At 62.3% G+C, this 16,775-nt stretch carries 9 protein-coding genes; all 9 read right to left on the bottom strand.

Features of this window, described 5'->3' with window-relative positions:
* Positions 1–8: 8 nt before the first annotated feature.
* Positions 9–1,205 carry a glycosyl hydrolase family 28-related protein gene (locus tag L21SP4_RS04620; protein ID WP_052881562.1) on the bottom strand — a complete coding sequence of 399 codons (1,197 nt, stop codon included), beginning with the start codon at positions 1,203–1,205 and terminating at the stop codon, positions 9–11.
* Positions 1,206–1,285: 80 nt separating this feature from the next.
* Entirely contained in the window at positions 1,286–2,716 is a 1,431-nt protein-coding gene (locus L21SP4_RS04615) for an MFS transporter (RefSeq protein WP_052881561.1), read from the bottom strand.
* 9 nt (positions 2,717–2,725) lie between these two features.
* Positions 2,726–4,258 carry a sulfatase family protein gene (locus L21SP4_RS04610; protein ID WP_082116532.1) on the bottom strand — a complete coding sequence of 511 codons (1,533 nt, stop codon included), beginning with the start codon at positions 4,256–4,258 and terminating at the stop codon, positions 2,726–2,728.
* Between the two features lie 375 nt (positions 4,259–4,633).
* Entirely contained in the window at positions 4,634–6,934 is a 2,301-nt protein-coding gene (locus tag L21SP4_RS04605; protein ID WP_160300680.1) for a glycosyl hydrolase family 28-related protein, read from the bottom strand.
* Positions 6,935–7,849: 915 nt separating this feature from the next.
* A complete protein-coding gene (locus L21SP4_RS04600) occupies positions 7,850–8,827 on the bottom strand; it encodes a uroporphyrinogen decarboxylase family protein (protein ID WP_160300678.1) in 978 nt (325 codons plus the stop codon).
* 43 nt (positions 8,828–8,870) lie between these two features.
* Positions 8,871–10,142, bottom strand: a complete 1,272-nt coding sequence (locus L21SP4_RS04595) for a hypothetical protein (protein WP_052881557.1) — start codon at positions 10,140–10,142, stop codon at positions 8,871–8,873.
* Between the two features lie 1,216 nt (positions 10,143–11,358).
* Complete coding sequence (locus L21SP4_RS04590; RefSeq protein WP_082116529.1) at positions 11,359–13,680, bottom strand: beta strand repeat-containing protein; 2,322 nt, start codon at positions 13,678–13,680, stop codon at positions 11,359–11,361.
* 234 nt (positions 13,681–13,914) lie between these two features.
* On the bottom strand, positions 13,915–16,125 hold the full coding sequence (locus L21SP4_RS04585; RefSeq protein WP_052881555.1) for a glucosidase family protein: 2,211 nt from the start codon (positions 16,123–16,125) through the stop codon (positions 13,915–13,917).
* Positions 16,115–16,768 carry a hypothetical protein gene (locus tag L21SP4_RS04580; RefSeq protein ID WP_052881554.1) on the bottom strand — a complete coding sequence of 218 codons (654 nt, stop codon included), beginning with the start codon at positions 16,766–16,768 and terminating at the stop codon, positions 16,115–16,117. Before L21SP4_RS04580 ends, L21SP4_RS04585 begins: the two co-directional genes overlap by 11 nt.
* Between the last annotated feature and the right edge of the window lie 7 nt (positions 16,769–16,775).

Raw genomic sequence — 16,775 nt, 5'->3', positions numbered from 1 at the left:
GCCATGCTTCATTTCTTCCCTCCACCCTGTACGCGGTTGTTGTCGGTGTAGACGGCAAAGATCTCTTCGCCTTCGTACGCCACGGCCTTCTCAGGCGGCAGCACGAACTCGTTGTCATTGATTTGAATATACCGGCTGAACGGCATGATCACGTACCGCTTCGATTCGCCCCGGCCCTCTACCACGACATGGGCCCGGTTTTTCGCCGGACCGATAAACCGGTTGCCGTTGATCTGGATCGCCCAGCAATTGGACATCCGCACATCCGCGTACGGATAGCCGCCGTGCTCGCTCAACGGCTCGAAGGTGTTGCCGACAACGGCCAGCAGCCGCTTGTGATCGATGATCAGTCCGCTGTCACGGGCCCGTATACGCGAATTGTACAGCGCGCCGCCGGGCTCCTGTTCCGGGGTGGAAATAATGGCCCCCACACGGCAGCAGTCGGCGACGGACCCGATGATGACGAACCCCTCTCCGTTCTGTTCGGCCACCCAGCTGTAGGCTGTGTCGGCATGGCTGACGAAACAGTCGACGTAGCGCCCGCCGTAAAACCCGTTCTGCTCGATCCCGGTCTTCATCGCGAACATCGCCGACTCATCGTCCATGGACTCCGTCTGAGCCCCCTTGACCGTCACATTGCGCACGAGCGCACGCCACTGCCCGTCGAGCACAATCCCCTTCGTGAAATAGCTATCGCGGTAGATGCCCTCGATCGTCACCCGCTCAATCAGCGCGCTGCGCTCGACGCGCACGCCGAGCGCGGGATTGACGATGCTCAGCGCCGTCCCTGCATCGGGGTTTCCGGCCATGAGACTGAGATCGCGAACCGTCACGTTCATCCCGTTGCGCGGCGTCTGGATGTGGATCAGACCATCGCCGTCTTTCAACATCAACCGGGACAGGCCCGCGCCGTGCCCCTCCAGCGCCAGGCGAATCTCGGTCGATTTCGTCACGGAGTTCGGCGCCTTGACCTTCAGCGGAGCGGTGATGATGTAATCGCCCTGCGGGAAGAATACGCGCCCGCCGCCGGCGGCCATCACCTCGTCGAGCGCCTTCTGAATGGCGGCCGTATCGTCGCGGTGTTCGTTTCCGCGCGCCCCGTACTGGGCCACGTTCACATCCTTCATCGCCCACGCCGGAAGCGTGGCGGCCAACAGGACCGCCGCGGCGATGTATGGAAGTCTTCTTATTTCGTTTCTCTTCATTCTTCGTCCTCCCGCGGACGGCTCGGAGATCCGTCCCTGCCCTCTCACATTTTCGGACGGCTCGGAGAGCCGTCCCTGCCCTATGCATTTTCCGCGTGGCGTTCCTGCAGTTGGCGCCGGGTCTCCTCGGCGCGTTCGCGACTGATAGGATAAAAGGCGAACACGATCATGGAAAGGATCAATCCCGCGGCCTGGAATCCCAGGACCATGTTCTTCATCCGGAGGGCGACCTCTTCCGGAACCCCGGTGGTGTTCGCAACCTCGGCGTCGAAGCCCGAAAGCGCGAGCAGGCCGCCGCCGATCAGCGTCGTAAAGGCGAGCGCGAATTTCTGTGTAAAACTCATCACCGCCCCGAACATGCCCTCGCGCCGCAGTCCCGTGCGCAACTCGTCTTCGTCGCAGATGTCGGCGACCATGGAATGGATCATCAGAAAACACCCCTGCAATCCGAGGGCAATCACGGGATTGGAGATGAGCTGCCCGTAGGGCCAGCGCGGATTAATGGCGAACCAGGCCCCGATCATGCCGGCCAGCGTGAGGGCGAGCCCGGCAAACATCCCCGACTTCTTACTGAAGCGCACGGAGATAGCGGAAATCAGGTAGACGCCCACAAATGAGACCACGGCACAGAACGAACCGACAATCCCGTTGATCTTGCCCGCGAGCACCTTGTCGCCCTGGGCCACGTAATAGATGTTGATAAACAGCCCGAGGTTCCAGGCGGAAAACAGACCGACCATGACGACCAGGAACGCGAGCAGCAGGATGGCGAACGGCTTGTTGGAGAATGTATAGCGGATGGCGTGGATCAGGTTGATCGTCTCTTTCTTCTCGACGTCCTTGCGCTCCCGCGTGACGAGCACAGGAATCAGTCCGGCGATCAGAATGAGCACACCCACCACGGCGCTCACCCACCGCGCGCCCACGACTTCGTCGGTGAAGATCTCCAGCTTGCAAAGCCGGTAGAGCCACGGCATCAGCATACTGGCGAACAGGTAGGCGTAGAACCGCGACGACAGCACGCGCGTCCGTTCGTCGTAGTCGTTGGTCAGCTCATAGCCCAGCGCGGTGTACGGCACGACGAAGAGCGTGTAGGCGATCGCGTAGAGCGAGCCCATGAAACAGAGCCAGAGAAAGGGGCCGTTCAGATACCACGGATTGCCGGAGGTGCCCACGAACGGCGGCATCCACAGCAGCGGCATGACGATCGCCGAGGTAATCGCGCCCAGCAGGATGTAGGGCCGTCGCCGGCCCCAGCGGGAGCGCGTGTTGTCGGAAAGGTTTCCGACAATCGGATCCGTCAACGCGTCGAACAGGCGCGGGAAGAACATGGCGATACCGGCGAGGACCGGATTGACGCGGAAGAAGTCGACGTACAGCACGAGCCCCAGAATATTGAGGACGTTCATGATGCAGTTGTCGGCGAACCCGCCGACCCCCCACCCCGCGCGGGTCAGAAGCGGAACCCTGTCGCCCGGATCGGGCTTATGGACCGGATGTTTTTTCGTCATGCGGTATCTCTATCCTGAGAGCTTCTTTTTCAAGGCCTTGTAACGGGGGCGCACATAATCGACCTGCAGATACGGCGGACGGCCGCGCTCATCTTTCGGCTCCTCGTGCGTGAGCAGCTCGTCGTGCCAGTCGGTCATCATTTTCAGCTTGGCGGGATCGATCAGCGGATCGTCCGTATTCTTCATCCACTCGCGCAGCACCCGTTCCAGCTCGAGGCGTTTGCCCGCGTATTTCGGATCCTCCGCGACGTTGTAAAGCTCGCCGGGGTCTTCCGCCAGGTCGAACATCTCGAACGCCGGCGGGTTCACGGTGCGCCGGACGGCTTCGGCGAGGTCGGATCCGGGCTGTTTTTCCAGAATAAGGTCCATGATGATTTTCGTCGTCCGGTCGCCCTGCGGATACGGGTTTTCGCGTTCACCGCCGAGCAGGTTCCAGATCAACAGGAAGCGCCCGTCACAGACGGCGCGCCGCGGAAAATACTGATGCGGACAGTGCGCGGTGTGTTCGGTGAAAACGTACTTCCGCCAGCGGGGATTCCCGCCGCGGAAGATCGGTCCGAGCGAACGGCCGGGAAGCGTCCGCGGCGCCCGGAGGCCGGAGACCTCGTACACGGTCGGGGCGATGTCGATGGCGGAGACCAGCTCGTCGCGCTGAACCCCCGGGGAAACCCGGCCGGGCCAGCGAACGATGAAAGGCATTTGCGTCCCGGCGCGATAGTTGTGCGTCTTGGCGCGCGGGAACCCCGGTCCGCCGTCACTGACGAAGATCACGAGCGTATCCTCGTCGTGTCCCGTCGCCTTGAGGGCCTCCATCAGATAGCCTACTCCGCGGTCGGCGCGCTCGACGCAGTTGTAATACGAGGCGACCTGCTGATCCGGTCGTGCACAACCCTCAATCCCGATATACGGCCACGGGGTGAATTCATCCGGCCCGCGCGGCTCGGCGGGCACGCCTTCGATCTGATCCCGGTACGGCGCATGGGGATCGACGAGGTTGTAGTAGAGCAGGAACGGCTGGTCCCCGCATTCGCGCATGAAGCCCTCGGCCCATCCGCCCATTTTCTCGACCTTACTCGTAAACGGCGCACCGAAAGGGTGTACGTCCCACGAGGCGGCCATCTCATCGCCCGGCTCGACATGAACCTTCCCGAACCACCCGGTTCGATAGCCGGCGGCCTTGAGTTCCGTGAAAATCGTCGGGAGACCCGGATCCATCGTGTAGCCGAACTGGCTCAATCCGATCTGTCCGCTCTGGTGCGGGTAGAGTCCGGTGAGGATGGCACTGCGGCACGGGCTGCAGGAGGACTGCGGGGCAAAGGCCTTGCGGAAGAGCATGCCCTCGCGGGCCATGGCGTCGAGGCACGGGGTGCGCGCCTGAGGATCGCCGTAAGCCCCTACGTGCGCCCCCATGTCGTCCGTGGTGATAATCACCACGTTGGGCCGCGAGGCGGTCCGCGCCGCCGCCCCCCGCGTGGCTCCGGCCAGCGCCGTCAATCCCAGCCCCGCGCGCCCCATGAACTCCCGTCGTCCGCAGCCTGTCATGATTTCCCTCCTGTGCCCTGACCGATATTTCAAAAAAACGCGCCAACCCCGCCGAACCGCCCGTGCCTGGAATCGAGCACAATCCGGGAAGCGTAAGACACCTGACCGGTCATGATCCTACATTGGCATGACCAAATCATACATTTTCATGATATATGCGCTCAAGCCGACGAAACGCCCCGTTCGGGTGTGGCGCGATCTCCGGGCACCCCCGCATCCCGCATCAGGCCGGGGCAGAAGTGATTGCAGGTTGACGTGCTTGAAGTTCAACGGCCCCGCGTCCAGAACCCTCCCCGGGCCACCCGGTCCGCGTCATCCGCAAAATCCGTTCTCGGCGTCTCGATTCCGATGTTTTCATGCGGCGTTTTGCGGTCTTTACGGGGTACGTTTAAACAGTACGGGGCGTGCCCCGGGTTCGCTCCAGAATGTCTCGCGGCCCTGTCCGTCATACACCCGCACGATCGGGACCGACTCGCTCCTGCCGTGTGCGCCTTCGGGCCGCGGATCGAAGAACAGGTTGGCCAGGGTGATCGCGCGCGAATTGAAGATACGGTAGTGCCCCCATTCCGGAACCACGGACATCCCGGGACCGCCGTTGCCGGTGTAGAGCACGTTCTCGCAGTCGCGCAGCACGAGGACGGGGGCATCCATCTCCTTCTTGGTCCCGTAGATCGAGACGTTTCGCGCCCCGACCATCTCGATCTCGGCCTCGCCGCGCGAATATTGAAGCTGGGCGTGATAAATCGCGAACGGACCGTCGATACCCTCGACGCGAAGCTGCCGATACCGGGCCCCCTGCCCCCATGTACTGTTCGCCCACATCGCGTACCACGCGCCGCCGCCATGACCGCGCACGAGCTGCATCGGCCAGTTACGCCGGCGATCCCGCGAGGTGTCCGGCGCGAAGCCGGGGATGGAACGATGGCGCACGCCGTCCGGCTCGAGCATCGTCGCCATGGCCCCCATATCCTCCCATGACCAGTTGTCCCAGGGATAAAGGTCCTGCCGCTTGAATTCCCAGTCGAGCTCGGTGTAGCCGAAGAGCGGGTGGGCGCATCTCAGGCGCGACCGCCCGCCACAGCGCCAATCCAGGGCATAGACCGCGTGAACCAGTTCGCGCGGAAGATAGATCCCCACGAATTCCAGAACCGTATCGGCATCCTTACGATCGGCGGTGCGAATCGCGGGACGCGGGTCAGCGGGGTCCATGAAATCGCCGCCGCTGACCTCCATCGGCACGATCAGACTGTACGAGGGACTCACGCCGAAGAGTTTCGTTTCCGGACGCAGTCGCAGCGTACGCGTGATCCGGTATGCCCCCTTGGGAAGAAAGACGACCTCGTGTTCGTCGATCGCGCGCTGCAGGGCCTCGGTGTCGTCCGTCTCCCCATCCCCCCGCGCATGATACGGCGCATCCTTCACGTTTACATACCCCGCCCGGTCAAACGCCGGCGCAGTCGACTCGTCCCAGAAGATGTGACGCCGCACGAACCCGTCCTCCGGCTCCGCACAGGGCTCCATCCGGCAAAAGGCGCCCCGCTCTTCCCCGTCGATATAAATCGGCGTATCGATCGGAATCGGGTAGCTATCATGCCCGACGGCGGCCTCATCGACGCGGACCCATTCGTGCTCAGGGGATCCGAGAACACGCCCGCCTTCGGTCTTCAGGACCGCTGCCGCCTGATGCACATACACATCCCGGAGATAAAACGCCGTCCCGGCATCAAAGGCCACGTTCCCCGGATCGGCCTGCGAGAAGGCGATTCGGGTGTCGACCACACTCAACGCGCCGTGCCGCGTATCGCGCGAGCGGACGGCGGGCACTCCGGGCGCGAGATCAAAGGTGCATCCGACCACGGTGAGTCCTCCGCGCTGATCGTAATGGATGGCCGCTTCGCGCTGTCCGCGGAAGCGCACTCCCGCCAGGGTGGCGGACGGACGCGCCCCGTTCATCACCGCCCCGACCCGGCCTCCGCGCATCTCGACATTAAATACCGCGCCGCCGCTGCCCGGACAGCGCTCGAGACAGGCGTACCCCTCCCCTGCATCCAGCGTGCAGTCCTGGATCGTCGCGCCCTCGGCCGAATCCATAAACAACGCCGTCGCACGCGGATTGCCCGGCTCGATTTCGATGTCCACGCCCTTGAACAACTGATTGAATGCGGGTGATCCGTCGAGGCGCGGAATCTCTTCCGAGGCATCACGCCGCCAGCTCCGCGCAAAGAACTGAACCACGGGCTTCAAGAACGCCGGATTGTTGAAATCAGGGGAATTGGCCGCGAGCACGATCCGGGGACGTCCCGCACCGCGCGTGTCCCCGACCACGACACACGGCCAGAAGTCGACGTGCGGAAGATAGCGGTATTGTTCGTCGCGGTAGTCCCGCCATCCGCCAAAGCAACGAATCGTATCGCTGACCCGATACGTCCCGGCCGGAAGATACGCCGCCATTTTATGATGACGCGCGAAGGTGATCGCCTCCTGGAGCGATACGGTGACGTCCGTTTCGCCCGAGCCGTCCACGTGGAACGGCGCAGCGGTCACATCGACATATCCCAATCGTGCCAGCGGCTGATTGCCGAGTTCATTAAGCGCCGCCACATCCTCCACGTTGATCCCGAGCGGGTCGGCCATCGAGAAGGGTTCGAGTGCTCCCGCGGCAGCATATGCGCTCATCCCAACCCACAAGACCTGAACTCCGAACAACGGGAACACCATCGAACGCAACATCGCCTCAGCCCCTTCTGTCTGAATAAACCCATAATACAACGGATTGGGGGAGTGTAGGGGATCTGGAGATACGCGAACAATCTTTTCGCTCATATTGGAGGGTCGGGTTCCACCCCGACCTGTTCCCTCGCAAGGGTCGGCCCGCGTTTTCGGGTAAGGCGCGATCTCCGAGCGCGCCGCTTTTGCGGACGGCGTGGAAGCCGTCCCTCCAGGGGATCGCTCACAACGGACGGCGTGGAGGGTCGGGTTCCACCCCGACCTGTTCCCTCGCAAGGGTCGGCCCGCGTTTTTCTGGTAGGGCGCGATCTCCGAGCGCGCCGCTTTTGCGGACGGCGTGGAAGCCGTCCCTCCAGGGGATCGCTCACAACGGACGGCGTGGAGGGTCGGGTTCCACCCCGACCGATTCCCTCGCAAGGGTCGGCCCGCGTTTTCAGACAGGGCGCGATCTCCGAGCGCGCCGCTTTTGTGGACGGCGTGGAAGCCGTCCCTCCAGGGGATCGCTCACAACGGACGGCGTGGAGGGTCGGGTTCCACCCCGACCTGTTCCCTCGCAAGGGTCGGCCCGCGTTTTCAGGTAGGGCGCGATCTCCGAGCGCGCCGCTTTTGCGGACGGCGTGGAAGCCGTCCCTCCAGGGGATCGCTCACAACGGACGGCGTGGAGGGTCGGGTTCCACCCCGACCTGTTCCCTCGCAAGGGTCGGCCCGCGTTTTCGGGTAAGGCGCGATCTCCGAGCGCGCCGCTTTTGTGGACGGCGTGGAAGCCGTCCCTCCAGGGGATCGCTCACAACGGACGGCGTGGAAGCCGTCCCTACCCTCTTTCGTTTCCGGACGGTGCTGCTGGACAGCAGCATCCCTCCAGGGCTAGGCGTCGTATCCGGGATCGGCGCGCCAGGTATCGATCATGGCCTGAAAGTTTTCCGCGGGAGCGGAGTACTCGACGGCGTTTGACGCACCGAGCACAAACCGGCCCCCGGGTTTTCCCCGGGCGAGGCACTCGCGGGTCTGTTCCGCCACGTCTCCGGGGGTTCCGGAGATCAGCGTACAGCAGTCGACATTTCCGCACAGGGTAAGGCGGTCGCCTGTCTTCGCCTTCACCTTTTCCAGATCCATACCGGCGATGGGATCCAGTGCCTGGATGGCGTCGATGCCGCATTCCATATAGCCGTCCATCAGCGGCATGACATTGCCGTCGGTGTGCAGGATGGAATGGCCGCCGGCCTGACGGATCGTATCCGCCATCTCCCTCAGATACGGATAGATGAACCGGTCCATCTGTTCGGGATTATAGAACGGTCCGTTGTTCATCGCCTGATCGGCGGGCATCAGAAAACCGTCCGCGCCCAACGGCGCCCAGTGTTCGACCCGGCGTCTGGCCTCATCGCAGTTTTCCCGCGCGCGGCGGTCGATCGATTCCGGATCTTCGAAAAGCTGACAGGAAAACTCCATATACCGGTCGGAGGGCGGCATACCCAGCACGCCGCCGACGTGGACCACGTAGTAGAAACGGTCCCCGGCGATATCGATGATTCTGCGCAGCAGCGTCTCGCGGTCGGGCTCGGGCAGCCAGAAATACGCGGGCTCGCCGGGCGCGGATTCCCAGTACCATGCAGGAAGGGTGATCCCCGCGAAATCGAGTCGCTCGCTCACGTCGCAGATGATCCGCGCATTTCGATCGAGCTGTTCCTGCTGCTCCCGTCCGGTCAGTTTGGTAAACGGCGTTCCGACGATCAGTTTCTCGTCACTGAACTGATTCCACATCTGAAACTCGAGTTCCCACAGCGGAACACGCCCGGGAAGACGTCCGCTCATGGCCGCGATCATGTCGTCTCGTTTACTCATACTTCCGCTTCTCCCTTCTTTTTCAATCCATGCCCACAGCTCTTTATCCCGTCTCCTCACAGACCTCTTTGGCGATACGCACCCATTCGGGAATGCGGCGCGGATCATGGCGGACGGTATGGGTATCCTTCATTATAATCTCCGGAACACAATCCCTCGTTTTTTCGCGAAAGGCCCGGATACTCTCACGCACGGCCTCGGGCTCGAAGCGGTCCCCGGCCAGGATCACGGGGTTCGGTTTCCACGAATAGATGTAGCGGTCCTGAAGCTGCTCGGCGCATTGTTCGACATCGGCCCAGGGGGAAATCGAGAGCCGGCGCAGATTCGGGAGGTGCCGCTCGAGCATTTCGATCTTGTTGTGCAGCGGCTCGCAGCAGCCGTAGGAATTAAGTCCGAACAGTTCCAGAAAACGCTTTTCGTGCTCGATGGCGAACTCCTCGTGCATCGCCGGGGAGACATCGGTAAAGATCTGGTCCGTGGCGAATCCCCATAGATCTTTGAGCCGTACGTGCTCCCCGTCGAAGTCCGGCTGCGGAAGATCGTCGGTATACGACATCCCGCCCGAGGCGCAGAACTGATTCGTATGGGCCAGTGACAGGGCGCCGATCCGTTCGAGTTCCTTCACACAGTCGATCCAACCGTCGACCATGAGCCGGACCGCAGCGTGTATCATCTCCGGCTGGTCGAGCATGTCGTAGAAAAGGTTGTCGAGACCGCAGTACATGGCGAAAACGTCGATCGGGATGCAATTTCCCCGCCACATGCCCTGAAGCTGTACGTCGAGAATATCCCCGAGCGCCTCCTGAACGATCTCCTCGCGCCGCCGGGTCTCGTCCCAATCGATCTCGACCCGCGGCGGCTCCATCTTTTCTACATCCTCCATGGTGCGGATGATCGGATCGAAGTGACGCGAACCGCGCTCGCTGGTGCTCTCCGTGGTCCGCATCTCGAGACCGAAGGTGGTGAATCGGCCGGCGTACGGGACGTAGAGTTCGCGGCGGATCGGCTGATCGTCGCGAATGTGATCGTCGTAGTAGATGCGACGTCGAAGTTCTGTCTCGAAATGGCGCGTGAAGGGGGTCGTGCCCTGCAGCGACGAGAGGGGGATAAGTTCCGTCCACGCCCCCTCGGGAAAGGCGAAGACCACCGGTTGTTTCGTCTTGAGATCGTTGTGCGCCGTACAGAGGATTTCGCGTTCCCGCTGAATCGGAAGGGCGGCGATCTCGGCTACCCGGCGGGCGAGATTGCGAAGCATCGCGCGGTCGGCCGCATTAAACGGCTCCGCCTTGAGATCCATGGTCGCGTGCATCCACATGATTCTTCGTCCGGTTGAATTAAAAGAAGCGAAATAAGAATGACGCGTATCCTTGCGGATACGGGGAGGCGATGTCCTACGCTTCGCTGACGCCTTTTTGTACTATGGTGATGGTCTGCGGAGTTTTTTGCCTTTGGTAGCGCGCGATATCTGCGCGGACGGCAGGGCGGACACGGCCGGGCGGACGGCTGGGACAGCCGTCCCTACCTTTCACCTATGGGTTCAGTCTGCGTTCCTGGGTAGGGCACGATCTCCGAGCGCGCCGCTTTTGCGGACGGCGTGGAAGCCGTCCCTCCAGGGGATCGCTCGCAGCGGACGGCGTGGAGGGTCGGGTTCCACCCCGACCGATTCCATCGCAAGGGTCGGCCCGCGTTTTCAGGTAGGGCACGATCTCCGAGCGCGCCGCTTTTGTGGACGGCGTGGAAGCCGTCCCTCCAGGGGATCGCTCACAACGGACGGCGTGGAGGGTCGGGTTCCACCCCGACCGATTCCATCGCAAGGGTCGGCCCGCGTTTTCCGATAGGGCACGATCTCCGAGCGCGCCGCTTTTGCGGACGGCGTGGAAGCCGTCCCTCCAGGGGATCGCTCACAACGGACGGCGTGGAGGGTCGGGTTCCACCCCGACCGATTCCATCGCAAGGGTCGGCCCGCGTTTTCAGGTAGGGCGCGATCTCCGAGCGCGCCGCTTTTGCGGACGGCGTGGAAGCCGTCCCTCCAGGGGATCGCTCGCAGCGGACGGCGTGGAGGGTCGGGTTCCACCCCGACCGATTCCATCGCAAGGGTCGGCCCGCGTTTTCAGGTAGGGCGCGATCTCCGAGCGCGCCGCTTTTGCGGACGGCGTGGAAGCCGTCCCTCCAGGGGATCGCTCACAACGGACGGCGTGGAGGGTCGGGTTCCACCCCGACCGATTCCATCGCAAGGGTCGGCCCGCGTTTTCAGGTAGGGCACGATCTCCGAGCGCGCCGCTTTTGTGGACGGCGTGGAAGCCGTCCCTCCAGGGGATCGCTCACAACGGACGGCGTGGAGGGTCGGGTTCCACCCCGACCGATTCCATCGCAAGGGTCGGCCCGCGTTTTCAGGTAGGGCGCGATCTCCGAGCGCGCCGCTTTTGTGGACGGCGTGGAAGCCGTCCCTCCAGGGGATCGCTCGCAGCGGATGACCGCATAAAGAAGGCCCGGTCGCTATCGACCGGGCCTTCCAAGGGGCTATGTCAGACTCAGATCACCAGACGGCGCCGGAGCAGGAAGATCGCCCCGCTCGCGAGCATCAGCCCGATCGCGGCCGGTTCCGGGATCACCGTCAGCGTACCGCCCGATTCATCGTACTGGTACACCGTGCCGTTCGCACTGCGATTCCAGAGCCCGTCGTCGTTGACATCGTTGAAATTGACGACACTGAAGCTCCCTTCATGCGTCGTATCACCCAGCAACCCGGCGTCGATGATCTGCCAGACCGTGCCCGAAGTTGTGCTCGCCCCGGTGAGATCAAAGATGAAATCCCCCGCCAGGCTCAATGAACCATCGCCGGAGAGATCGTTGTTCACGCCCGCACCGTCGATGTCGAAGCTCAAGGCGGCGTCGTCCGTGAGCAGCAGCGTCGTATCGGCTCCGATCACCGTGTCGCCGGTGTAGGTGTTGACGCCGCCGAGAGACATGGTGCGCCCGCCGGGTGCGCTGCCATCTTTCGCGAGTGTCAACCCGCCATTGCTGATCACCCCGTTGATCTCTTCCTCACCAGCATTGCTAAACATGCTGATCGTCCGGGTCCCGCCATCGAGATCAACGTCGCCATAGATCTCAACGTCGCCATTGGCAGAAACGATTTTGACATCACCTTGCAGAAGAACGTCGTTGTAGATTTGAGCGGTTTGGTGCCCTTGAGCAGCTAAAGTCCCGCTCTGGACAATGAACGTGCCGCTGCCCAAGGTGGTCTCGTTTTCTGCCATCCCCCCCTCTAGCAACAAAGCGCCATCGACCAAGGTCACTCCGGCCATGGAATTGCCAGTATTGGACAAGTGGACGTAGTCATTTCCGGCGAACGAGTCGAGGATCATCCGTCCGCTTCCCGAAATCTCGCCATTGAAGAACAACGTAAAGTTTCCGTTGCCGCCGGATCGGTAGCTGATCACACGGTCGCTCGACCCCAAGTCCACATCGCCGTCGAGGGTCAACATGCGCGTCACACCGACGCCGAAGTTCACGTCGCCATTGATATCTATGTCGTTGGTGACATCGAACTCTGTGTTGTCCAGTGCATCGAGCGTTGTCCCGTCGGCCATGGTGAGTGTACCGGTGCCGAGTGCGTTGTCAGCCTGCACCTCTATGGTGCCGCCCTGCAGGTCTATATCACCGCTGAAGCTGTCACTCGTCGTCGTCACGCTGACCTGTCCCGCCCCCGACTTGGTAAACGACCCCGATCCGCCGAGCTCGGCGCTGATCGTGGTTGTCCCGCTGCCATTGTTGGCGGTGACTGAATTGGCCGTGAGTGTGCCCGCGCCGGTGATCGATCCGCTGGAGAGCGTCACATCACCCACCGTATCCGACTGGACCACCTCGAGCGTACCGCCGGAAACGGTCACGCTGCCACTGTCCGCCAGGGTACCTCCACTGCGATCGAGCTTCAACGTCCCGGCCTGCACCTCCGTGCCCCCCAAATACGTGTTATTGCCCGAAAGCGTCCAAGTACCGGTTCCCTGTTTCAGGACGCTATTGCTGGTAGTGGTTCCTTGACCGATGACCCCCGAGAATTCGGCCGTGCCCGCCGTCGAACCCGTGAGGAGCATCCTGTACTCCCAATCATTCGCGTTCACGGTGTCGCCAGTAAACTCGAGATGACCGGTGCCGTCCTGTGCGAGCGTCGCACCGCCAAGCCCTGCAAACTTGATACGCCGGTCGGTTGTTTCGCCGGTGCCGGTGTACCGAAGCGCTCCGCCCCGGTAGCCCGTGCCAAACGTAATCGTTCCGTCGGCTTCCGTCGTCGGGGCACCGAGACTGCTGCTCGCGCTTCCCCCGCTCACGCTGTTGATCGAATCGACAAACAAAGCATCTCTCTGAATCCAGACGGGCCCCGTAAAGGTGTTGTCGCCGGTCAGATACAGATCGTTGTCCGTATTGCCCTTGGTCAGTCCGCCGGCTCCGCTGAGTACGCCGCCCAGCGTGATGTTATTCGACCAGGTGTTCACCGTGCGGGTCGCGCCCATCATCACCATATCGAGATTGATGGTCTGCGAACTCGCGCTGTAATTCTCAATATCGCCGCCGAGCGTAATCGCATTGCCCTCGAGCGTGAACGCACCCGCACCCGAGTTGAACGTAATGGAATTCGCCGTACCACCGGTCAGGTCGTTCGTGTTGACCAGTCCCGTCGTACCGTCGAACTGAAAATCGTCGCTGAAACTGGCTGCGGGCGCCGTGCCCGTCCAGTTGTCCGCCGACCAGTTTCCGTCCGGGGCCGCTCCCCCGTCCCATACGAACTGGGCCGAAGCGCTCATCGCCACCAGCCCACACAACACCACTAAACCCATACGCCATGCTCTCATCGCTCATCTCCTCCTTTTTGGCTTAAGGATTCTGACATAGATATTCATCCGGTCTGCACAGAACTTCTTATCCTGAAATGACAATATTATACATTATATTGATGTTTCCAGTTTTCCTCTGCTTGTGCGCCTTCTGACATCAACCCAATGGGTAACTTATACATAAGGGGTGGATAAGCGTTCAATGATAAATTTAAAAAAACATCCATTCCTATTAACCCTGCGTCCAAAGCCTCAGGGTCGTGAGGCGGGATTCGACAGACGGCTTTCGACGCCGGCGGGAACGCGAACACACAGCCCCTGCCCTCCGCAGGGTTCGATCGTTCGTTCAGCGATCTTGTGCGACGCCGTGATATCGAAGGTCCGGCCGGCGAAATGAAAATCCCGAACGGTCACTTCGCCCCACGATTCCGGGAATCTTGGGTGGATGGAGAGACCCTCGGGTATGGGACGAATGCCCATGACACCATCGATAAAGAAGAACGGGACCAGGCCGCTCTCGGGGAATTCGCGCACGGCCCCCACCGGCGTACCCACCCCGAAGGGCGTAATCGGCATCCAGCGCAGCTCCGTGCGGGCGGCCTCGTTCAGGATCGCCCGCATCCGCTCCATCGCGTTATCGAATCCGAGCACGCGCAGACGGGCGTGGAGATCGTAATAGGACGTGAACAGGATCATGCCCCCATTCTGGGCGTTGATTTCCCACGAGGCGTGATTGAAGTCGCCGAGCTCGACGGCCTGGCCATGAAAAAGTTTAAACCGTTTATCGCCGGTAGACTCCGCGGAGAGCGTGGTCGAGCGCGGGGCAATGTTCCAGTGGTAGATATCCCGGCCGATCGACGTATCGTCCGCGATCTCCCGGTCGCCGTTGATCCAGGCCATGATCCGTCCGGCGCGTTCGGGTGGAGCAAGACCGAAGTCGACCGCCTTCAGATTCAGGAAGGTGAACCCGTAATCGATACGCTCGCCACGCGCGTCGATCCATCCAATGTAGCGCCCCTTCGCCTCGTTCCAGAAGGTCTGGTTGAAACGCCGCTTCATGCGGGCCGCCGCCGTCCGCATCATTTTTGCGCGCCGGCCCTCCCCGCCCAGCGCCTCGAGCAGATCGGCGTACCGGATCAGCGCATCGTAGACGTGGGCATTGAGGTAGGCGGACTGATACCCGAACGGCCAGCCGTCCCAGTAGTTGGCGCTACGGCTCTCCGGCAGACCCTGCAGCTCGGGATCGTCGATCGTAACCAGCCCCGAGCGACCGCCCAGCTCGTCCAGAAAGAGGCCCATCCCGCGGTCGGCCTTCTCCAGGATCGACAGGCCGTCGACCCCGCTCTTCTCTTCCAGCGACGCGCGATCGCGAGTCATCAGGTAGTAATGCGAGACGGCGGACACATAGATTGCCGTCCCGGCGTAATGACGGCTGTGACCGAGATGGCGATCCTCCGTGGGCGTCAGGTAGATGTAGCCGCGGTCGGTGATCGGGTACCGGCGGATGGTATCGATCCAGTCCGGCATCCATTTCGAATCGATCCACGCCATCTTCATGGCGTTCCAGAGCGCCCATTCCGATGAAAAGATCGCGAGCATCCCGCCGCTGTAGGGCCGATCGGTCGGCCACACGGGATTGTGATAGTCATGGATCTCGTTCGCCGCCTCGCCAAAGATGAGCCAGAGATTGTTCCAGCACGCCTGTTCGCGCTCGGTCAATCCGTCCGCGGCAAAGCGGAACTCCCGGTCTCCGATCACACGCATCGCGCCCAGCGCGAGCGCGTACGAGCCGTCCGCTTCCGGATCGCGATGAAACGTGACCAGCCGTACACCATCGGCGACCACCCCGTTGAGTCGCACCACCACGGTCGCGTCGCCGGGGTTGGGGAAATGAAGAAACCGCGCCTTCGGCACGACGTTCCAGTGCTCGCCGCCGTCCACGGTAATCTCCAGATCGAAGTCACGCGGAAAGCGCCCCTCGGCGTCGGCGGTCAGTTCGACGCGATCAAGCGCGTAATGACGATCGAGCCCGGCCTCGATCCACGCCTTGTCATAGGCATCGCGCAACGGCAGATAAAAGTCCTCTCCGCTCCCGGCCGGGGTTCCGTCCGGCGAGAGCCGGTAATCGGCCTTGAGCGGATTCCCCGCGCGCGTGACGGTTCCGGTCACCGTGACCGGTGCCTCAATCCATCCAGAATCATGGCCGCTCAGACTCAGGGTACGGTAACGGCGCGCCTTCTCGCCGGGCGTGGTATAGCCGTGTTCGAATCCGAGGGCGAACATGGAGACGCCCTGGGCCGAGGGCAGCCAGCGCCCTTCTCCATCGTCGACGATGTAGTAGGCCATCTCGTTGTCCGGATGGACCCACTGCATGTGAAAGAAGGTTTCGTCCTCCGCACGGCCGAGCCCGGCCAGCACCCCCACCCCCATGAACAGCGCGAGCACTCTGATGTTACGGAGCATAATTCCCTCGCAGGTAGAATTCCAATTGGTCCAGATAGATCGGACCGTGAGCCGTCCTGACGGAACTCGCCGGGGCGATCTGAAAATCCACGGCCAGCAGACGCTGTTTGCGCTTATGCAGCCGCGCGCGGTTCAACTGATCCACCGTACTGAACAGCGGGTCATTGGCGATGCCCGTGACATCCTCCGGCAGACTGAACTCGATCTTTTGCCACCCCGGCCGGGTCTGGACCGTACGGGCGGCGAGGTGATAGATCTGGCGGTCGCCGCCGAGCACATTCGCGGTAATCACCAGTCCGGCCGGCTCCACAGCCCCCGTTTCGAGCCAGAAGGATACCCGGTCGAACCGGAACTGCGGGATCGGATAAATCCAGCGTCCCAGAGCATTCTCCGCATCCAGCCGCAGATCGAGCTGGAGTGAGGCGGTTCCGGTTCTTTTCGGATCGGGGGCCAGCCGCACCTCCGCCATCCCCGTCCCGGCATGACTGGTGATGTGCTCCACGTCTCGATCGAGATCGAAAACCCCGTAATAGATCAGCCGCGGCGTCTCATCGCCCGGATGCCGCGACGCCAGACCGACAACCGGCCCCGCCGCCAGCAACGCCGCCAGCCCCAGCATCATGCCCGTCGCCCGTCTGTTCATCCCGTTC

The organism is Kiritimatiella glycovorans (assembly GCF_001017655.1).
Lineage (GTDB): Bacteria > Verrucomicrobiota > Kiritimatiellia > Kiritimatiellales > Kiritimatiellaceae > Kiritimatiella > Kiritimatiella glycovorans.
The sequence above is the reverse complement of the archived record's forward strand: the minus strand, read 5'-3'. Positions and strand labels throughout refer to the sequence as shown.